Below are 15,045 nucleotides of genomic sequence, written 5' to 3' on the forward strand. Positions count from 1 at the left end.
GCCCCTCCCCTGCATGGCGGGACGAGGGCGATCGCGGCACCCGCGCGGCTTACTCCCCTTTCGGCGTTTCCTTGACGCGGCTCACGAGCTGCGTAGGACTCACGAATTGCAGCGCGATGAGTACCCACAACAGCGTGATGGCCATATAGATCATCGCCATTGCGTCGATGGACTGCGGGGCGCGCACGCCGGTCGAGAACACCGCGTAGTAAAGCGCAACGACAAGCGTCTGCGTATCGGGCCCGGCCGTAAAGAACGTCAACTCGAACATACCGATGGTCCGCACGAGCACCAGCAACCCGGCCGCGAGAATGCCCGGCACCAGCAACGGCAGCAACACGTAACGGAAATACTTCAACGTATTGGCGCCGAAGATACGGGCGGCAGCTTCCAGATTCGGATCGATCTGTTCGATGAACGGTGTCATCACCAGAATCACGAACGGAAGCGACGGCACGAGGTTCGCGAGAATCACCCCCGTGAGCGTGCCGCCCAGCCCAACCTTGTAGAGCACCGTCGCCATCGGTATGCCATACGTGACTGGCGGCACCATCAGCGGCAGTAGAAACACCAGCATCGCGAGCTTCTTGCCGGGGAATTGGGCGCGCGCCAGCGCATACGCCGCAGGCACGCCCAGCACGATCGACAACAGCACGACCGCGCCGACAACCTCGACCGTCACCCACAGCACATCGGCAAGCTGGAAGTCACGCCATGCCTGCGCGTACCAATGCAGCGTGAAGCCTTCGGGCAGGGGCGTGCCGAACCAGCGTGTGGCCAGCGAATTCATCGCGACCGTGGCGATCATCAGCCCCACGTTCACGAGGAAGAAAATCATCGCTCCCCACACCAGCACGCGCCACAGCCGTGCACCGGGCCCTTCGCGGCGCGTCTTGCGTCGTGTTGCGGGTGCCGCCACCGGCGAGCTCGCGGACGAAGGCGTCGTCATGAAATCTCCATTCTGCACGACCAGGGCTCCGGCCAGATGCTTGTCCGTGGCGCTCATCCCTTGCCTCCCGTGGTCGGACCACTATAAAACGCCCGGCGCGCGCCGAGCATGCCCACCACGATCAGCAACTGGACGAAGCCCATGACGATCGCCACGCACGATGCGAGCGAATAGTCATAGCTCTCGAACGCCGCCTCATACGCTGCAATCGACACCACCCGTGTCGCCCCGGCCGGCACACCGAGCAGCACCGCCGACGGGAACACCGAGAACGCCTGCACGAACGACAGACAGGCCGCCATCGTCAGCCCCGGCACGAGCAACGGCAGATAGATCAGACGGAACTGTTGCCACGGCCCGGCGCCAAGCGTGCCGGCCGCACGCGCGAGCGTCGGATCGATGCCCGTCACGTAAGACAGGACCAACAGGAACGCGAACGGGAAGCCGGAAATCACCAGCGAGATCAGCACGCCCCAGTAGTTGTGCGTCAGACGAACTTCGTCGCTATACAGGTGCAGCGCGTGCAATGCCTGCGGAAACCAGCCATTCGGTCCGTAATACGTCAACATGCCGTCGGCGATCAACACCGTGCCGAGCGTGACGGGCACGACCAACAGCATCGTGACGATCTTCGAGGCACGCGAGCGTCTGCGCAGCGCGAAGGCCGCCGGAATCGACGCGCCCACGTTGATCAGCGTCGCCGGCACCGCGAGCTTGAGTGTGATGAACACCGTGGGCCACAACGTCGGATCGGTGAAGAACTTCAGATAGTTCGCGAATACGCCGCCCCCGTCCATCGGCTGGAACGACAGGAACAGACCGTAGGCGAACGGGTACACGAACATCGCGAGCAGGCACACGAGCGCCGGGGCAACCAGCCAGCCGCGACCGTCGAAGCGCACCGCTGGCGTGAGCGATGGAGAAGACGTGGCGGCACTCATGCATGCTCCCCGGCGTAGACGAGCGTGCGCTCGACCGGCACGCAAAGCGGCACACGCTCACCGACGGCATAGTCGCCGGGCAGACGCGCATAAAGCGGGCCGAACGGCGATGCCACGCGCAGCAGCGAATCTCGGCCACCGTATTCGACCGTCTCCACAACCGTTTCGAAGGCATTGTCGTTGGCCGCCTGCGCCCGCTCGAAATCGTCGGGACGAATCGCCACGCTGACCTTGCCGTCGCTGCCGGGCGAATCCATGAGCACGCCGTCGAACGAGGCGCCCCCGCACGACACGCGCGCGTGATCGCCCTGCGCCGACGTGATCGACACGTCGAGCACATTGCGATAGCCCATGAAGCGCGCCACATGCAGGTTGCGCGGACGGCCGTACACGTCGCGCGGCGCACCGATCTGCTGCACGACGCCTTCCTTCATCACCACGATACGATCGGCCATCGACAGCGCTTCGTCCTGATCGTGCGTCACGTAGATGGTTGCGCGGTCGAGCTCGCCGTGAATGCGACGAATCTCGGCGCGCATTTCGATGCGCAGCTTCGCGTCGAGGTTCGAGAGCGGCTCGTCCATCAGCACGACGGGCGGCTCGATCACGATGGCGCGAGCGATCGCCACGCGTTGCTGCTGACCGCCCGAGAGTTGCCCCGGCAGCTTGCGCTCGTGCCCCACGAGTTGCACGAGTTGCAAGGCTTCGCGCGCCCGCTTCTCGATTTCGCTACGCGCCACGCCGCGCATGCGCAGACCGAAGCCCACGTTCTCGAGCACACTCATGTGCGGAAACAGGGCGTAGTTCTGGAAAACCATGCCGAAGCCGCGCTTCTCGCTCGGCAGCACGTCGATGCGCTCGTCGTCGAGCCAGATGGCGCCGCCGGTCAGCGGCGTCAACCCGGCAATACAGTTGAGCGCCGTGGATTTGCCGCACCCCGAAGGCCCCAGCAGCGCGATGAATTCACCCCGCTCGATGGTCAGATCCAGGCCGTTCAAGGCGGCGACCGACTGCCCTTCCGCGTTGGTGAAACAGCGCGCAACGTTATCGAGGCGCAGGTGTTGAAAGTTGTGCTTCATGGACGACTCCGATCGCTCCGGTCACTTCGATTTCAGCGAGCCGATCTCGGCATCCCACTTCTGGAACGCGGCGACCATCGCAGTGGCATCGAGCGGCACGGCGTTCGGGAAGTCTGCGATGAGCTTCGCATATTCCGGACGGCCGTACTTCGCGATCACTTCCTGACTCTTTGCCGGTGCGGCGGACAGCGGCACGTCCTTCACGGCGGGCCCCGGGTAGAAGTAACCGTCGTCGTACGCGAGCGCTTGCTGTGCGGGCTCGAGCATGAAGTTGATCAGCTTGAGAATGACGTCCATCTTCGCTGCGGGCACGCCCTTCGGCACGACGATGTAATGCGCGTCGTTGACCCAGGTGAACTTGTCGAACGCCTGCACCTTGAAGCTCGCCGGCACGATGCCCAGCGCACGCGGATTGATATCCCAACCCGTCATGGTCACCGTCATGTCGCGGCTGCCCTCACCCAGTTCCTTCATGACCGCCGACGTGCCGCCCGGGTAGTAGGGAATGCATGAATCGAGTTCCTTCAGGAACGCCCAGGTCTTGTCCCAGCCCTTGATCGGATCGTGCGGATCCTTGTCGCCCAGCAGATACGGCAACCCCATGAGGAATGCGCGGCCCGGACCCGAGTTGGCCGGACGCGCATAGATCAGCTTGCCCGGATTCGCCTTGCACCAGGCGAGCAGTTCGGCGGGCGTCTTCGGCGGATGGCTCACCTTGGCCGGGTTGTACTCCACGAGCGGACCGGCCGGGCTGTAAGTCAACGTCAGACCGTAGCCCTTCGAGAGGTCCTGCATGGCACGCACGTTCGGCGAGTATTTGTCGAGCACGCCGGGCAGCTTTGCGCTGTAGTCCGGCAGCAGTCGCTGCCAGAGGTTTTGCTGGATACCCGCCGCAAGGGCGTCGGTGCCGGTGAGCACGATGTCGATGTCGGAGCGCCCTGCGGCTTGCATGGCCTTGATCTTGCCCGGCAGTTGCGGCGCAGGTGCGTTGGTGAACGTGATCTTGGAGACGAGATCCGGGTACTTGTCACGGAATGCCTCGAAACCCTTCTGCGTGAGCGCGAGGTTGCCCGCCACGTCGACGACGTTCAGCGTGACCGGCGCGGCGCTCGCCGTGCTCGCAGTACTTCCCAATGCGGCGGCACATGCGAGTGCGCCCAGGGTGCGTTGCCAAAATCCCTTACGACTGAAGGCCATGCTGTCTCCTCTTTGCGTTGAATTTCTCGTAAGTCATCATATGACTTGATTTGGGAATTTGCAATCGGAAGTCGCGCCGAAACGCCTCAGAGATTTCCCTAACGGAATGACACATCGTTGTTTATTCAGTTGTTTTAAGGCGATTTAACGAGTTTTCCATCCCCACTATCAGGGATTTCACCGATAGAGAAACGGGCCTTGCGTCACCTAAATTACGGCCAGTCATACGATGACGTAAAAGCTGTTTTAACCAACGCAACTAGCGCACCTGTTATTGCCATGCGCCCGTCGCAGACGAAGGATGAGTCGCTGTGAAAATTCACCGCATCACGATCACCCCGATTGCTTTTCGCGACCCGCCGTTGCTTAACGCGGCCGGGATTCACGAGCCGTATGCACTGCGCTCGATCATTGAGATCGAGACCGATAACGGTCACGTCGGGCTTGGCGAGACGTACGGCGACGCGCCGGTACTGGCGTTGCTCGAAAGCACCCGCCCGCATCTGATTGGAATGGACCCATTCGACACCAACGGCCTGCGTGAGCGCGTTGCGGCGGTGGTCCGTCAGGGCGTTCGCGGCGAGCGCGTCGAATACGAGCTCGCGCCGGGCACCGATCCCCGCAAGGACGCCGAGAAGCTCTACTCCGCGTTCGAAGTTCCGTTTCTGGATTTGCAGGCGCGGCATCTGGGTATTCCGCTCGTCGAACTGCTCGGTGGCGCGGTGCGTCACGAGGTGCAGTACAGCGCGTACCTGTTCTTCAAATACGCACAGCACATCGACATGCCCGCGACAGCGGGGACCGCTGCCACTGGCTACCCGTCCGACCCGTGGGGCGAAACGCTGAACGCCGAACAACTCGTCGCGCAGGCCCGCACGATGATCGATACCTACGGGTTCGGCAGCATCAAGCTCAAGGCCGGGGTGCTCGAACCGGCCGAAGAAGTGAAGTGCATCAAGGCGCTCAAGCGCGCATTTCCCAACACGCCGCTGCGCATCGATCCGAACGGCAATTGGTCGCTCGCCACGGCGATTGCGATGGGCCGAGAACTTGCCGGCGATCTCGAGTATTACGAAGATCCCACGCCCACGCTCGAAGGCATGGCGGAACTGCATCGCGCGACGGGCCTGCCGCTCGCCACGAACATGGTGGTTACCGACCTGCGGCAATTCCGCGAGAACGTGCGCGTCAACGGCGCGCAGATCATCCTCTCCGATCACCACTACTGGGGCGGATTGCGCGACACGCAATTGCTCGCGCGCATGTGCGAGACGTTCGATCTGGGCCTGTCGATGCACTCCAACTCGCACCTCGGTATCAGCCTGATGGCCATGACGCACCTGGCCGCAAGCGTGCCGCGTCTGTCATACGCCTGCGACACGCATTACCCGTGGCAGGCCGCCGACGAGGAAGTCGTGCGCGGCGGCAAGATCGCCATTCGCAACGGCGCCGTCGCCGTCACGAAGGCACCGGGACTCGGTCTCGACATCGACCACGACCAATTGGCCAAGCTGCACGAGCAGTACCTGGGTTGCGGACTGCGCACGCGAAACGACGCCGTACAGATGCGCAAATACCAACCCGGCTGGAGCGGCAAGGCTCCCCGTTTTTAGCACCAGCGAGCATGTAGCAACGTTTCAAGCGAAGTTCAAGAAAACACATCAAAAGAGGAGAAGTCGTGAGACATTCGAAACTGTTTGCCGGGCTCGTATTGGCCGGTCTCGCCGCCAACGCCATTCCGGCGTTCGCGCAGTCGAACGTGACGCTGTACGGGATCGTCGACGATGCACTGAGCTACAGCAGCAACCAGAACGGCAAGTCGAACACCTATCTGCGCAGCGGCAACCTCGCGGGCAGCCGCTGGGGCCTGCGCGGCACCGAAGATCTCGGCGGCGGCACCAAGGCGCTGTTCCAACTGGAGAACGGCTTCGACCTCAACAACGGCACGCTCGGCGCATCGGGCTCGATGTTCAACCGTCAGGCATTCGTCGGGCTGAAGAACGACCGGCTCGGTACGGTCACCATCGGGCGTCAGTACACGCCGTACTACCTGATGGTCGGCACCATCGGTCCGACCACCTATGTGACCGGCGCGACCGGCGCCCATCCGGGCGATATCGACGGCCTCGATACGACCATCCGCATCAACAACTCGGTCACGTACACGTCGCCGGTCATGTGGGGCGTCACCGCCAGTCTGCAATACGGCTTCGGCGGTCAGGCCGGCGCGTTCAGCAAGGGCAACACATATTCCGGTGCGCTGCGCTACGACGGCGGTCCGCTGTCGCTGGCTGCCGGTTATCTGCGCCTGAACAACGTAGGCGGCGGCGGTGCGACGTGGAACGGTGCGTCGACGGGCACGCCGGGTACGTCCGCCATCAATCAGGGCTACGTCACCGCCGATGTGCTGCAGCATATCGCCGTGGCCGGCATCTATACGATCGGCAGCGTGACGCTGGGCGCAACCTACAGCAACGTGCAATACAAGCCGGGGGCAGCATCGCTCTTCCACGACACGGCCATCTTCAACACGGCGGGCGTGCATGCGTCGTGGATCGTGTCCCCGCAGTGGCGTCTGGCGGCGGCTTACAGCTATACGGCGGCGTCGAAGGCCAACGGCATCACCGATGCCGCGACGTACCATCAGATCTCGCTCGCACAGGTGTATTCGCTCTCGAAGCGGACGTCGCTGTATGCCCTCGAAGGGTGGCAGCATGCCAACGGCAAGTCGCTCTCGGCGAACGCCGCGAGCATCATCAACGCAGGCCCGGCGGTCGGCGATTCGCAGAACGGCACGCCGTCGGCGACGAGTTCGCAGTTCGTCGGCATGCTGGGGATTCGCGTCGATTTCTGACGCAGGCCCGCCTGTCGCAACGCTGTCCGGACCGGCGCCGAGCATCTTGCCGGTCCAGGCAGTCATGAGTGGTCGCGAGAAGTTGCACCAGGGTGTGCTTTCGGCCGCCAATGCCCCATGGAAATTGGGTTGGGGCATTGGCGGTCGATTCTTATCGGTTGTCGTATGTATGCGACGGGCGATAAGGTAAACTGGGGGTGTTATTTCGTCACCCACCATCTCAACCGACGCCATGTCCATGACCAGCCCGTTGCCCGCACGTCCTCGCCGCAAGTCTCGCAGCCTCACGGAAGAGGTCGTGAGCGCCTTGTCCGAGCAGATTCGCAGCGGCACGTTCCGGCCGGGCGACAAACTGCCGACCGAGTCGGCCATCATGGAAAGCCTGGGCGTGAGCCGCACGGTGGTGCGCGAAGCGATCTCGCGGCTGCAAGCCGGCCAACTGGTGGAGACGCGTCACGGCATCGGCACCTTTGTGCTGGAAGCACCGCGCGAGAATGCGTTGCAGGTCGACACCAACAGCATTCTGACCATGCTCGACGTGATGGCGATCCTGGAGTTGCGCATATCGCTGGAGACCGAAGCGGCGGGACTGGCGGCGAATCGTCGCACCGACACGCAGCTCAAGCTGATGCGTCAGGCGCTGGACGATTTCGAGATGCACGTTCGCCAACGTACCGGCAATGCCGTGACCGCCGACGTCGCCTTCCATCTGCAAGTGGCGAACGCAACCGGCAATCGTTATTTCCACGACATCCTCGAGCAGCTTGGCAACACCATCATTCCGCGCACGCGCGTGAATTCCGCCGCGCTCGCCGACGACGATCAGGTGTCGTATCTCAATCGCGTGAATCGCGAGCATGAAGACATCTACAATGCGATTGCCCGCCACGATCCGGAAGCGGCACGGGCAGCAATGCGCACCCACCTGACCAACAGTCGCGAGCGTCTGCGCCGCGTGCAGGAATCGGCGGGCACGCAAGGGTAATGTAACGCTCGCAGGTCACGGCGCGATGGGGGACGGCGACGGACGGTTGGATTTCCCGCCGGCGCGCTATCCCGTTACTGGCCGGTAGCGCCGCCGATCGCACGTCGCGCAGCGGACATCGCGCATTGGTAGTCTCGTTTGCCGGTGCCAGTCCTCTCAGATCGTCGCCTCCTCGGAACAGGTCCGTGCCAACAGACTCGCGAACGAAGATACTTCGACAGATCCCCCGCAGCGTGTGGATACTCGGCTTCGTGAGTCTGTTCATGGATATTTCGTCCGAAATCATCCACAGCCTCTTGCCGATGTTTCTGATGGCAAGTCTCGGCGCCAGCGCAACAACGATAGGCCTTATCGAGGGGATCGCCGAAGCGACGGCGCCGATCGTCAAGGTGTTCTCTGGAACGCTCAGCGATTATTTGGGCAACCGCAAGTGGCTTGCGGTCGCGGGATACGGTCTTGGTGCGATAAGCAAGCCGTTGTTTGCCATCGCCCCCACCATCGGCATCGTGGTGACCGCGCGCGTGCTCGATCGCGTTGGCAAGGGCGTGCGCGGTGCACCGCGGGACGCGCTTGTGGCCGACGTGACGCCTCCGCATCTACGTGGCGCGGCGTTCGGTTTACGGCAGTCGCTGGACACGGTGGGTGCGTTCCTGGGACCGTTACTGGCGGTTGCGATCATGCTCTGCGCATCGGACAACTATCGGCTCGCATTCTGGCTCGCGGTGATCCCCAGCGTGATCGCGGTGGCGCTGCTGACGGCGGGTGTCGAGGAGCCCGCTCGCGCCCCAAGTGCCAAGCGGGTCAATCCGCTGCGGTGGGACAACGCCATATTGCTCGGACGCGAATACTGGTGGGTCGTCGGCGTGGGGGGCGTATTTGCGCTGGCGCGGTTCAGCGAGGCGTTCCTTGTATTGCGGGCCATGCGTAGCGGCGTTCCTGTCGCGCTGGTCCCGCTCGTGATGGTGGCAATGAACGCCGTCTATGCGCTATCGGCTTATCCGTTCGGCAAGCTCGCCGACAAAATGAGTCACACCCGATTACTCATCGCGGGCCTGATGGTATTGCTTGCGTCCGACGTGGTGCTTGCACACGGCGATCATTGGACCGTCATACTCATCGGCGTTGCCCTGTGGGGGTTGCATATGGGCATGACGCAGGGACTGCTGGCCACGATGGTCGCCCATGCGGCGCCCGCCCAACTGCGCGGTACGGCGTTTGGAATTTTCAACTTGGTCAGTGGCGTCGTCACGCTCGGATCGAGCGTCATCGCGGGCATGCTGTGGGACCGGGTTGGCGCAATGGCGACCTTTTACGCCGGAGCGGCCTTTTGCGTGCTGACGGTGCTCTTGCTGCTGTCCCGACGGGGCGCGACGTAAGCGAAGCCCGCTGCTGCCAACTTGGCTTCCGAACGCCGCGCCTGTTCGGGCGACTTCAGGCCGACGCCACTGTCGATGGCTTGCGGCCCGTGTTGCGTCTATATAGGCCGAGCGTCGCGCATAGACCGCAGAGCGCGGCGAAGCTTAGCCAGTAACCGGGGGCCGCCTTGTCGTGCGTGATCTGAATCAGATACGTCGATATGGCGGGTGTGAAGCCTCCGAAAAGCGCTGTCGCAAGACTGAACGCCAGAGAGAAGCCTGCCACACGCACCTCGACGGGCATCACCTCGGTAAGGGCGGCAACCATCGCGCCGTTGTACATACCGAAGAAGAACGAGAACCACAGCAGTACGATCAGCATGCGCGAGAAGCTCGGTGCCTCGGCAAGCCACGAGAGCGCCGGATAGGCCGTGAGGATCGCGAGCGCGGGTATGGCGAGCAGAATCGGCTTGCGGCCGATGCGGTCGGAGATCGCGCCACCGATCGGCAACCACGCGAAATTCGACACGGCCACGAGCAGCGTTACCATCAGGGTGTCCGCCGTAGTCAGGTGCAGCACCGACTTGCCGAAGGTCGGCGTGTAGACGGTGATGAGATAGAACGTGGTGGTCGTCATCGCGGTCAGTAGCGTGCCGCCGATGACGATGCGCCAGTTGGCGAGCAGCATTGCGAAGATCTCGCGCGCCTGCGGATGATGCCGTCGTGCGTCAAACTCGGCGGTTTCCTGCAGCGAACGGCGCAGTATGAAGAGAAACGGCACGATCGCGCAGCCGACGAGAAATGGCACGCGCCAGCCCCATGCGCCGATCTGATCTGCGGAAAGCCACTGGTTCAACCCGTAGCCGATCGCGGCCGCCATCATGATCGCGACCTGTTGACTTGCCGACTGCCAACTCGTGTAGAAGCCCTTCCTGCCGGGCGTCGCCATTTCCGCGAGATAAACGGATACGCCACCGAGTTCTGCGCCCGCAGAAAACCCTTGCAACAAACGCCCGAGCAGTACGAGTGCGGGTGCGAGCAGCCCGATGGTTGCATATTCCGGCACGCACGCGATCAGAAGGGTGCCGATCGCCATGATCGCCAACGTCACGATCAGCCCTTTACGCCGTCCGACCTTGTCGACGTACGCGCCGAGAAAGATGGCGCCCAGCGGGCGCATCAGAAAGCCTGCCCCGAACACGGCGAAGGTCAGCATCAGCGAGGCGAATTCGCTGGATGACGGGAAGAAGATCCTCGATATCGACGTCGCGTAGAAGCCGAACAGGAAGAAGTCGAACTGTTCGAGAAAGTTGCCGCTCGTTACGCGAAGCACGGCAGCGGCCCTGGCTTTGCGTGAGCCGCCGGATGTGGCGGTGATCGGTGCTGTGGGGTTCATTGCGTCTCCTGCTTTTTATGTTTGTCGAAAGGCGCCGGCGGCGCCCGATGAAAGCTAATCCGAGCCGAGGCTCAATGCATTGCGTTGTCGCGTCTCTATCGACGATTTGAGCAACGCCGCCGAGCGAAAGATGCCGTGCGCGAACTTGCCGTAAGGCAGCGTCGCGAACAGCGCCATGACGATGCCCAGATGGATCGCAAGCAGCGACGGCATCGCGGACGTCGCGCGCAACGCAAGCAGCGCTAGACCCGATGCGCTCGTCAGCAGCAAGAGCACGATGAAGCCGCGGTCCATCGGCCGCTGGCGGGCGTCACCACGTTCGGCATTGCGCTTCAGATTGAGCGACAACAACCCTGCCGGCCCAACGAGCAGTCCGATGCCGCCCGCCGTGCCAAGCAGGACCGGCGCGCTCAACAACGGATATGGCGCGTCCCATCCGAGCACGTAGTGATAGAGCGTTGCGACGGCGGTCGCCGCGAAACACAACAGAAAGCCGTAGAACGTCAGGTGATGGAAGCGACGTCGCGCGAGCGTGAAGGCGTCGTTCTGCTCATTGCAGCCGTCGCCGTGTCCGCCGTCGAGGTATTTGAGCGTCAGCGCGTTTTTCGCCGCTTCCGCAGCGGCAGATGCGCTCACGCTCGCCGTTCCCGACGAGACATCGCGCCAGAAACGCTTCACGCCCACACCGAGCGCCAGAATCGCAAACAGGAAGACCGCGCCGAACATCGCCGCGAGGAGGTTGTGCGGGAAGATGGCGTAGAAGTTGGCTGGAGCGACATCGCCTGAAACACCGCCATGCAGCGCCATACCGAGCAACAGGAATAGCGCGAGCCCTACCGCAAGCGCCACGGACAGCGTCAGCCCGTTACGCTTGTAAAGTGCACCGAGCGACGCAGGAAACGCGTATTCGGTGTACGTGTCGAGCCGCACTTGCGCCATTGCCTTCGGCACGTTTACGGCGAACTCGTGCGGCGGCGCATACTGACATGCGTGATAACACGCGCCGCAGTTGTGACAGAGATTCGCCAGATAGTTGACGTCTGCCTTGCCGAATTCCAGGCGGCGTGTCATGGCGGGGAACACGGCGCAGAACCCTTCGCAGTAGCGACAGGCGTTACAGATCTGCATCTGCCGCGCCACTTCGCTTTCGCGCTCGCTCAACGTCACGATGGGAATCACTCGCGCCGTGCTGCCGCTTGCGCGACCAGTCGTCGGCGTCGTTGGCGTCGTTGGCGTCGTTGGCGTCGTTTCGAACGATGTCATCGGGCGCGTGGGTTCGGGGGCAAGAAAATCAGACTTCGGCACTTTGCGCCTCCTTAGTTGCGAGCGCGGCGCGTGCGGCTTGCGTGCCGGCAATGCGCCCGAACGCAGTGCCGATCGACATGCCGACGCCCGCGGTATAGCCTTTGCCGAGTACGTTGCCGGCCATCATTTCGCCTGCGACGAACAGGTTATCGCTCGCCTTGCCGCCGAAGTGAACCTGCGCGTGGTCGTTGGTTTTCAGGCCGAGGTAGGTGAACGTGATGCCTGGGCGCAATGCGTAACCATAGAACGGCGGGGTATCGATCCGGCGCGCCCAGTGTGTCTTGGGCGGCGCGAGGCCTTCGGTATGGCAATCGTCGAGCGCGGTGTGGTCGAAGGTGCCGATCTGGCAAGCGTCGTTATAGCGCGTGAGCGTTTCCATGAAGCGCGCTTCCGGCAGATTCAGCTTGCGCGCGAGTTCCGGCAGCGTATCGGCCTTCTCGCCCGGAAACACCGGCGGCATGAATCGGCCGATCGCTTTCGCATCGATGATCGAGTAGCCGATCTGCCCCGGCTGATGTGCCACGAGTCGTCCCCAGATGGCGTAGCGCTTTGGCCAGAAATCCTCGCCTTCGTCGTAGAAGCGCTCGGCGTCGCGATTCACTACCACCCCAAGCGACACGCAGTCGATGCGCGTACAGATGCCACCGTCATAACGCGGCGCACGCGCATCGATAGCGACGCAGTGCGACTGAGACGGATCGCCGATCATGTCCGCGCCGGCCTCGGTCATGTGCTTGATGAGTACCCCCGTGTTGAAGCGCGTGCCGCGAATCAGGAAGTTATCGGCCGGCCATTCGCCACGTTCGTTCTGCCCCCACGCCTCGCGTAGCCATTCGCGATTCGATTCGAAACCGCCCGCGGCCAACACGCAGGCGCGCGCCTCGAAGCGCTGTCCGCCGCTACGCGCCGCAATGAAGCGCCCTTCGTCGAGTTCGAGAGCATCGACGGGGGTCTCGTAGTGGATCTGCACGCCGAGCGCTTCGGCGCTGCGGTAATAGGCGTTGACGAGCGCCTTGCCGCCGCCCATGAAGAATGCGTTGGTGCGCGCGACGTGCAGCGCACCGGACAGCGGCGGCTGGAAGCGTACGCCGTGTTTTTGCATCCACGGCCGGCACGACGACGACGCGCGGATCGTCAGTCGCGCGAGATGCTCGTTGGTGATGCCACCGGTGACCTTAAGCAGGTCTTGCCAGAATTCCTCTTCGGGGTAGGCATCGACGAGGACGTCTTGCGGAGCATCGTGCATGCAGCGCAGATTGCGCGTGTGTTGTGAGTTGCCGCCGCGCCACTCGCGCGGTGCCGATTCGAGCAGCAGGACCGACGCGCCGGCCTCGCGCGCCATCAATGCGGCACATAGCGCCGCATTGCCCCCTCCGATGACGAGTACATCGACCATTAGACTTGTCTCCTTTGAGACGCATCCTAAGGATCTCGTGCCCGTCCCGCCACTAGCGAGTCGTCAAGGGGTGTTCACATTCCGTGAAGCATTCGGCTGACGCAGCCGCGCGCCGGGCCAACGGTCCTCGCGCACCAGTTGGCGGGCGACATCGGCGAGGACCACGCGTGCGGCAAGGCCTGCGGGAGAGAGTTCGTCGTCGGACACGCAGACGATCATGTTCGGGCGCGTGGCGTATCGCTCGGCGACGGGAACGCTCGACAATATTGCGTTCTCGGGCCTCGCGAGCGCCGCGCCCGGCTGTATCGTCGCGCCCATGCCCTTGCGCACGGCATCCATCAGCAGCGCCAGGCCGTCCACTTCGGCGACGATGTTCGGCGCGTATTCAGCCCGCCTGAACGCCGACGACAGAAGCGAGCGCAGTCCGTGCGTGCCGCTGGGGAGGATCAGCGGAAGCGTACCGAGGTGCTTCAGCCGTACGGAAGCGCCCGCCGGCATGCCATCGAGATCGCCCGCGCCGATCAGGAACAGCCGTTCGTCGAGCAGCGATATCACACTCCACCGTTGCGCGGGTTCCTCGCGAAACAACACTGCGAGATCGATCTGACGCGCGCTCAACATGGACGCGAGGTAGCCGGAGAGGCTTTCGACCATGTGCAGCCGCACGTCGGGATAACGCTCGCGCATGGCTTGCATGAACGCGACGCCGAGGACGCTCGCCGTGCTGGGCGCCATGCCAACGCTCACATGGCCTGACAGGCGCGCGGAGCGTGCGGCGAGCGCGGCGTTGTCGACATGACGCAGTGCGAGTTGCGCCTGGCGCCAGAAGGCCAGGCCCGCGTCCGTCGGGACGACGCCGCTGGACGTGCGCTGCAGCAGACGGGTCGACAGTTCGCCTTCGAGGCGGCTAATCTGCTGACTCAATGCCGAGGTGACCACACCGAGCTCCAACGCGGCCTTGCCCATGCTTCCGTGTTCCACAACGCTGAGGAAATAGCGGAGTTGTCTGAGTTCCATTTTGAGATCGGCCGGGGAGATTCGGCGTACATTTTCGCAGATCGTCGTTTGGCTCGACTCGCGATTAACCCGCACGCCGCCCATCGACGCCGATGCGAAGCCAGCGCTGAACCGAATCTCGCCGAGCCGGGTTGCCCAATGGCTGACGCATTGCCATCGATTCAAGACCGGCTCGAACGAGCGAGGTGACTTGGTAATGCCCCCGTTTTCCACAGTCGGCAGAAGTAGAAACTAAGCGGCCATGGCCAGCCGCTGCTTCGGGGTAAAGCCGCCCAATGCCATATTTGGGTGCTCGTGATTGTAAGTCCACATCCAGTCGGCCGCTGCCTGCCGAACCTGCTCCAGGTCTTCCCACAGATATTGCGAGAGCCATTCGTATCGAGCGGTCCGATTGAACCGTTCGATGTACGCGTTCTGTTGCGGCTTGCCCGGCTCAATGTATTCCAGCCGTATACCTAGCTTCTGCGGGGGTGTCAGAATTTCCGTGTTCAAGGCGGGTTGAGAATTACACGGACGGTCGAACGAATCGATCCGCGTAAAGGATAGCGAATTGGTTCATTGCTGTCTTCCA

The 15,045-nt window shown here is 63.0% G+C and carries 12 protein-coding genes and 1 pseudogene; 4 read left to right on the forward strand and 9 right to left on the reverse strand.

All coding sequences use genetic code 11. The features are described from left to right. Positions 1–49: 49 nt before the first annotated feature. Genes ACE3UG_RS21620 through ACE3UG_RS21635 form a run of 4 tightly spaced genes read right to left on the reverse strand, consistent with a single transcriptional unit; the run spans position 50 to position 4,166 of the window. The gene (locus ACE3UG_RS21620) at positions 50–949 is read right to left on the reverse strand and encodes an ABC transporter permease (RefSeq protein WP_374627778.1); all 900 of its coding nucleotides are present in this window, start codon (positions 947–949) and stop codon (positions 50–52) included. 53 nt (positions 950–1,002) lie between these two features. Continuing rightward, a complete protein-coding gene (locus ACE3UG_RS21625; RefSeq protein ID WP_374627780.1) occupies positions 1,003–1,890 on the reverse strand; it encodes an ABC transporter permease in 888 nt (295 codons plus the stop codon). Next, positions 1,887–2,969, reverse strand: a complete 1,083-nt coding sequence (locus ACE3UG_RS21630; protein ID WP_374627782.1) for an ABC transporter ATP-binding protein — start codon at positions 2,967–2,969, stop codon at positions 1,887–1,889. Before ACE3UG_RS21630 ends, ACE3UG_RS21625 begins: the two co-directional genes overlap by 4 nt. A gap of 21 nt (positions 2,970–2,990) precedes the next feature. Beyond that, on the reverse strand, positions 2,991–4,166 hold the full coding sequence (locus tag ACE3UG_RS21635; protein ID WP_374627784.1) for an ABC transporter substrate-binding protein: 1,176 nt from the start codon (positions 4,164–4,166) through the stop codon (positions 2,991–2,993). A 311-nt stretch (positions 4,167–4,477) separates the two neighbouring features. Here ACE3UG_RS21635 and ACE3UG_RS21640 point away from each other — a divergent pair, with 311 nt between their 5' ends. The 4 genes from ACE3UG_RS21640 (at position 4,478) to ACE3UG_RS21655 (ending at position 9,381) form a co-directional block, all read left to right on the forward strand. Beyond that, a complete protein-coding gene (locus tag ACE3UG_RS21640) occupies positions 4,478–5,779 on the forward strand; it encodes a glucarate dehydratase family protein (protein WP_374627786.1) in 1,302 nt (433 codons plus the stop codon). A gap of 65 nt (positions 5,780–5,844) precedes the next feature. After that, positions 5,845–7,020 (forward strand): porin, encoded by a 1,176-nt coding sequence (locus tag ACE3UG_RS21645; RefSeq protein ID WP_374627788.1) that lies wholly within the window; start codon positions 5,845–5,847, stop codon positions 7,018–7,020. Between the two features lie 238 nt (positions 7,021–7,258). Further along, complete coding sequence (locus ACE3UG_RS21650) at positions 7,259–8,005, forward strand: FadR/GntR family transcriptional regulator (protein ID WP_374627790.1); 747 nt, start codon at positions 7,259–7,261, stop codon at positions 8,003–8,005. Positions 8,006–8,190: 185 nt separating this feature from the next. After that, a complete protein-coding gene (locus ACE3UG_RS21655; RefSeq protein WP_374627792.1) occupies positions 8,191–9,381 on the forward strand; it encodes an MFS transporter in 1,191 nt (396 codons plus the stop codon). A gap of 55 nt (positions 9,382–9,436) precedes the next feature. Here the strand turns inward: ACE3UG_RS21655 and ACE3UG_RS21660 are convergent, their stop codons facing one another. From ACE3UG_RS21660 to ACE3UG_RS21680, 5 genes and pseudogenes are all read right to left on the reverse strand, one after another. Continuing rightward, positions 9,437–10,756, reverse strand: a complete 1,320-nt coding sequence (locus ACE3UG_RS21660; protein ID WP_374627794.1) for an MFS transporter — start codon at positions 10,754–10,756, stop codon at positions 9,437–9,439. A 54-nt stretch (positions 10,757–10,810) separates the two neighbouring features. After that, complete coding sequence (gene tcuB, locus ACE3UG_RS21665; protein WP_374627796.1) at positions 10,811–12,061, reverse strand: tricarballylate utilization 4Fe-4S protein TcuB; 1,251 nt, start codon at positions 12,059–12,061, stop codon at positions 10,811–10,813. Beyond that, positions 12,048–13,457 (reverse strand): FAD-dependent tricarballylate dehydrogenase TcuA, encoded by a 1,410-nt coding sequence (tcuA, locus tag ACE3UG_RS21670; RefSeq protein WP_374627798.1) that lies wholly within the window; start codon positions 13,455–13,457, stop codon positions 12,048–12,050. The genes tcuB and tcuA overlap by 14 nt, the downstream gene beginning before the upstream one ends. Positions 13,458–13,520: 63 nt before the next feature. Continuing rightward, positions 13,521–14,474, reverse strand: a complete 954-nt coding sequence (locus ACE3UG_RS21675) for a LysR family transcriptional regulator (protein WP_374627800.1) — start codon at positions 14,472–14,474, stop codon at positions 13,521–13,523. A gap of 231 nt (positions 14,475–14,705) precedes the next feature. Further along, a pseudogene (locus ACE3UG_RS21680) lies at positions 14,706–14,933 on the reverse strand (transposase); the annotation flags it as partial. Between the last annotated feature and the right edge of the window lie 112 nt (positions 14,934–15,045).

The organism is Pandoraea sp., from assembly GCF_041919235.1.
Lineage (GTDB): Bacteria > Pseudomonadota > Gammaproteobacteria > Burkholderiales > Burkholderiaceae > Pandoraea.

Bases quoted from the DNA above. Each gene is read 5' to 3' on its own strand.
- ACE3UG_RS21620 (WP_374627778.1), bottom strand. From the start codon at position 949: ATGACGACGCCTTCGTCCGCGAGCTCGCCGGTGGCGGCACCCGCAACA.
- ACE3UG_RS21625 (WP_374627780.1), bottom strand. From the start codon at position 1,890: ATGAGTGCCGCCACGTCTTCTCCATCGCTCACGCCAGCGGTGCGCTTC.
- ACE3UG_RS21630 (WP_374627782.1), bottom strand. From the start codon at position 2,969: ATGAAGCACAACTTTCAACACCTGCGCCTCGATAACGTTGCGCGCTGT.
- ACE3UG_RS21635 (WP_374627784.1), bottom strand. From the start codon at position 4,166: ATGGCCTTCAGTCGTAAGGGATTTTGGCAACGCACCCTGGGCGCACTC.
- ACE3UG_RS21650 (WP_374627790.1), top strand. From the start codon at position 7,259: ATGACCAGCCCGTTGCCCGCACGTCCTCGCCGCAAGTCTCGCAGCCTC.
- ACE3UG_RS21660 (WP_374627794.1), bottom strand. From the start codon at position 10,756: ATGAACCCCACAGCACCGATCACCGCCACATCCGGCGGCTCACGCAAA.
- tcuA (WP_374627798.1), bottom strand. From the start codon at position 13,457: ATGGTCGATGTACTCGTCATCGGAGGGGGCAATGCGGCGCTATGTGCC.
- ACE3UG_RS21675 (WP_374627800.1), bottom strand. From the start codon at position 14,474: ATGGAACTCAGACAACTCCGCTATTTCCTCAGCGTTGTGGAACACGGA.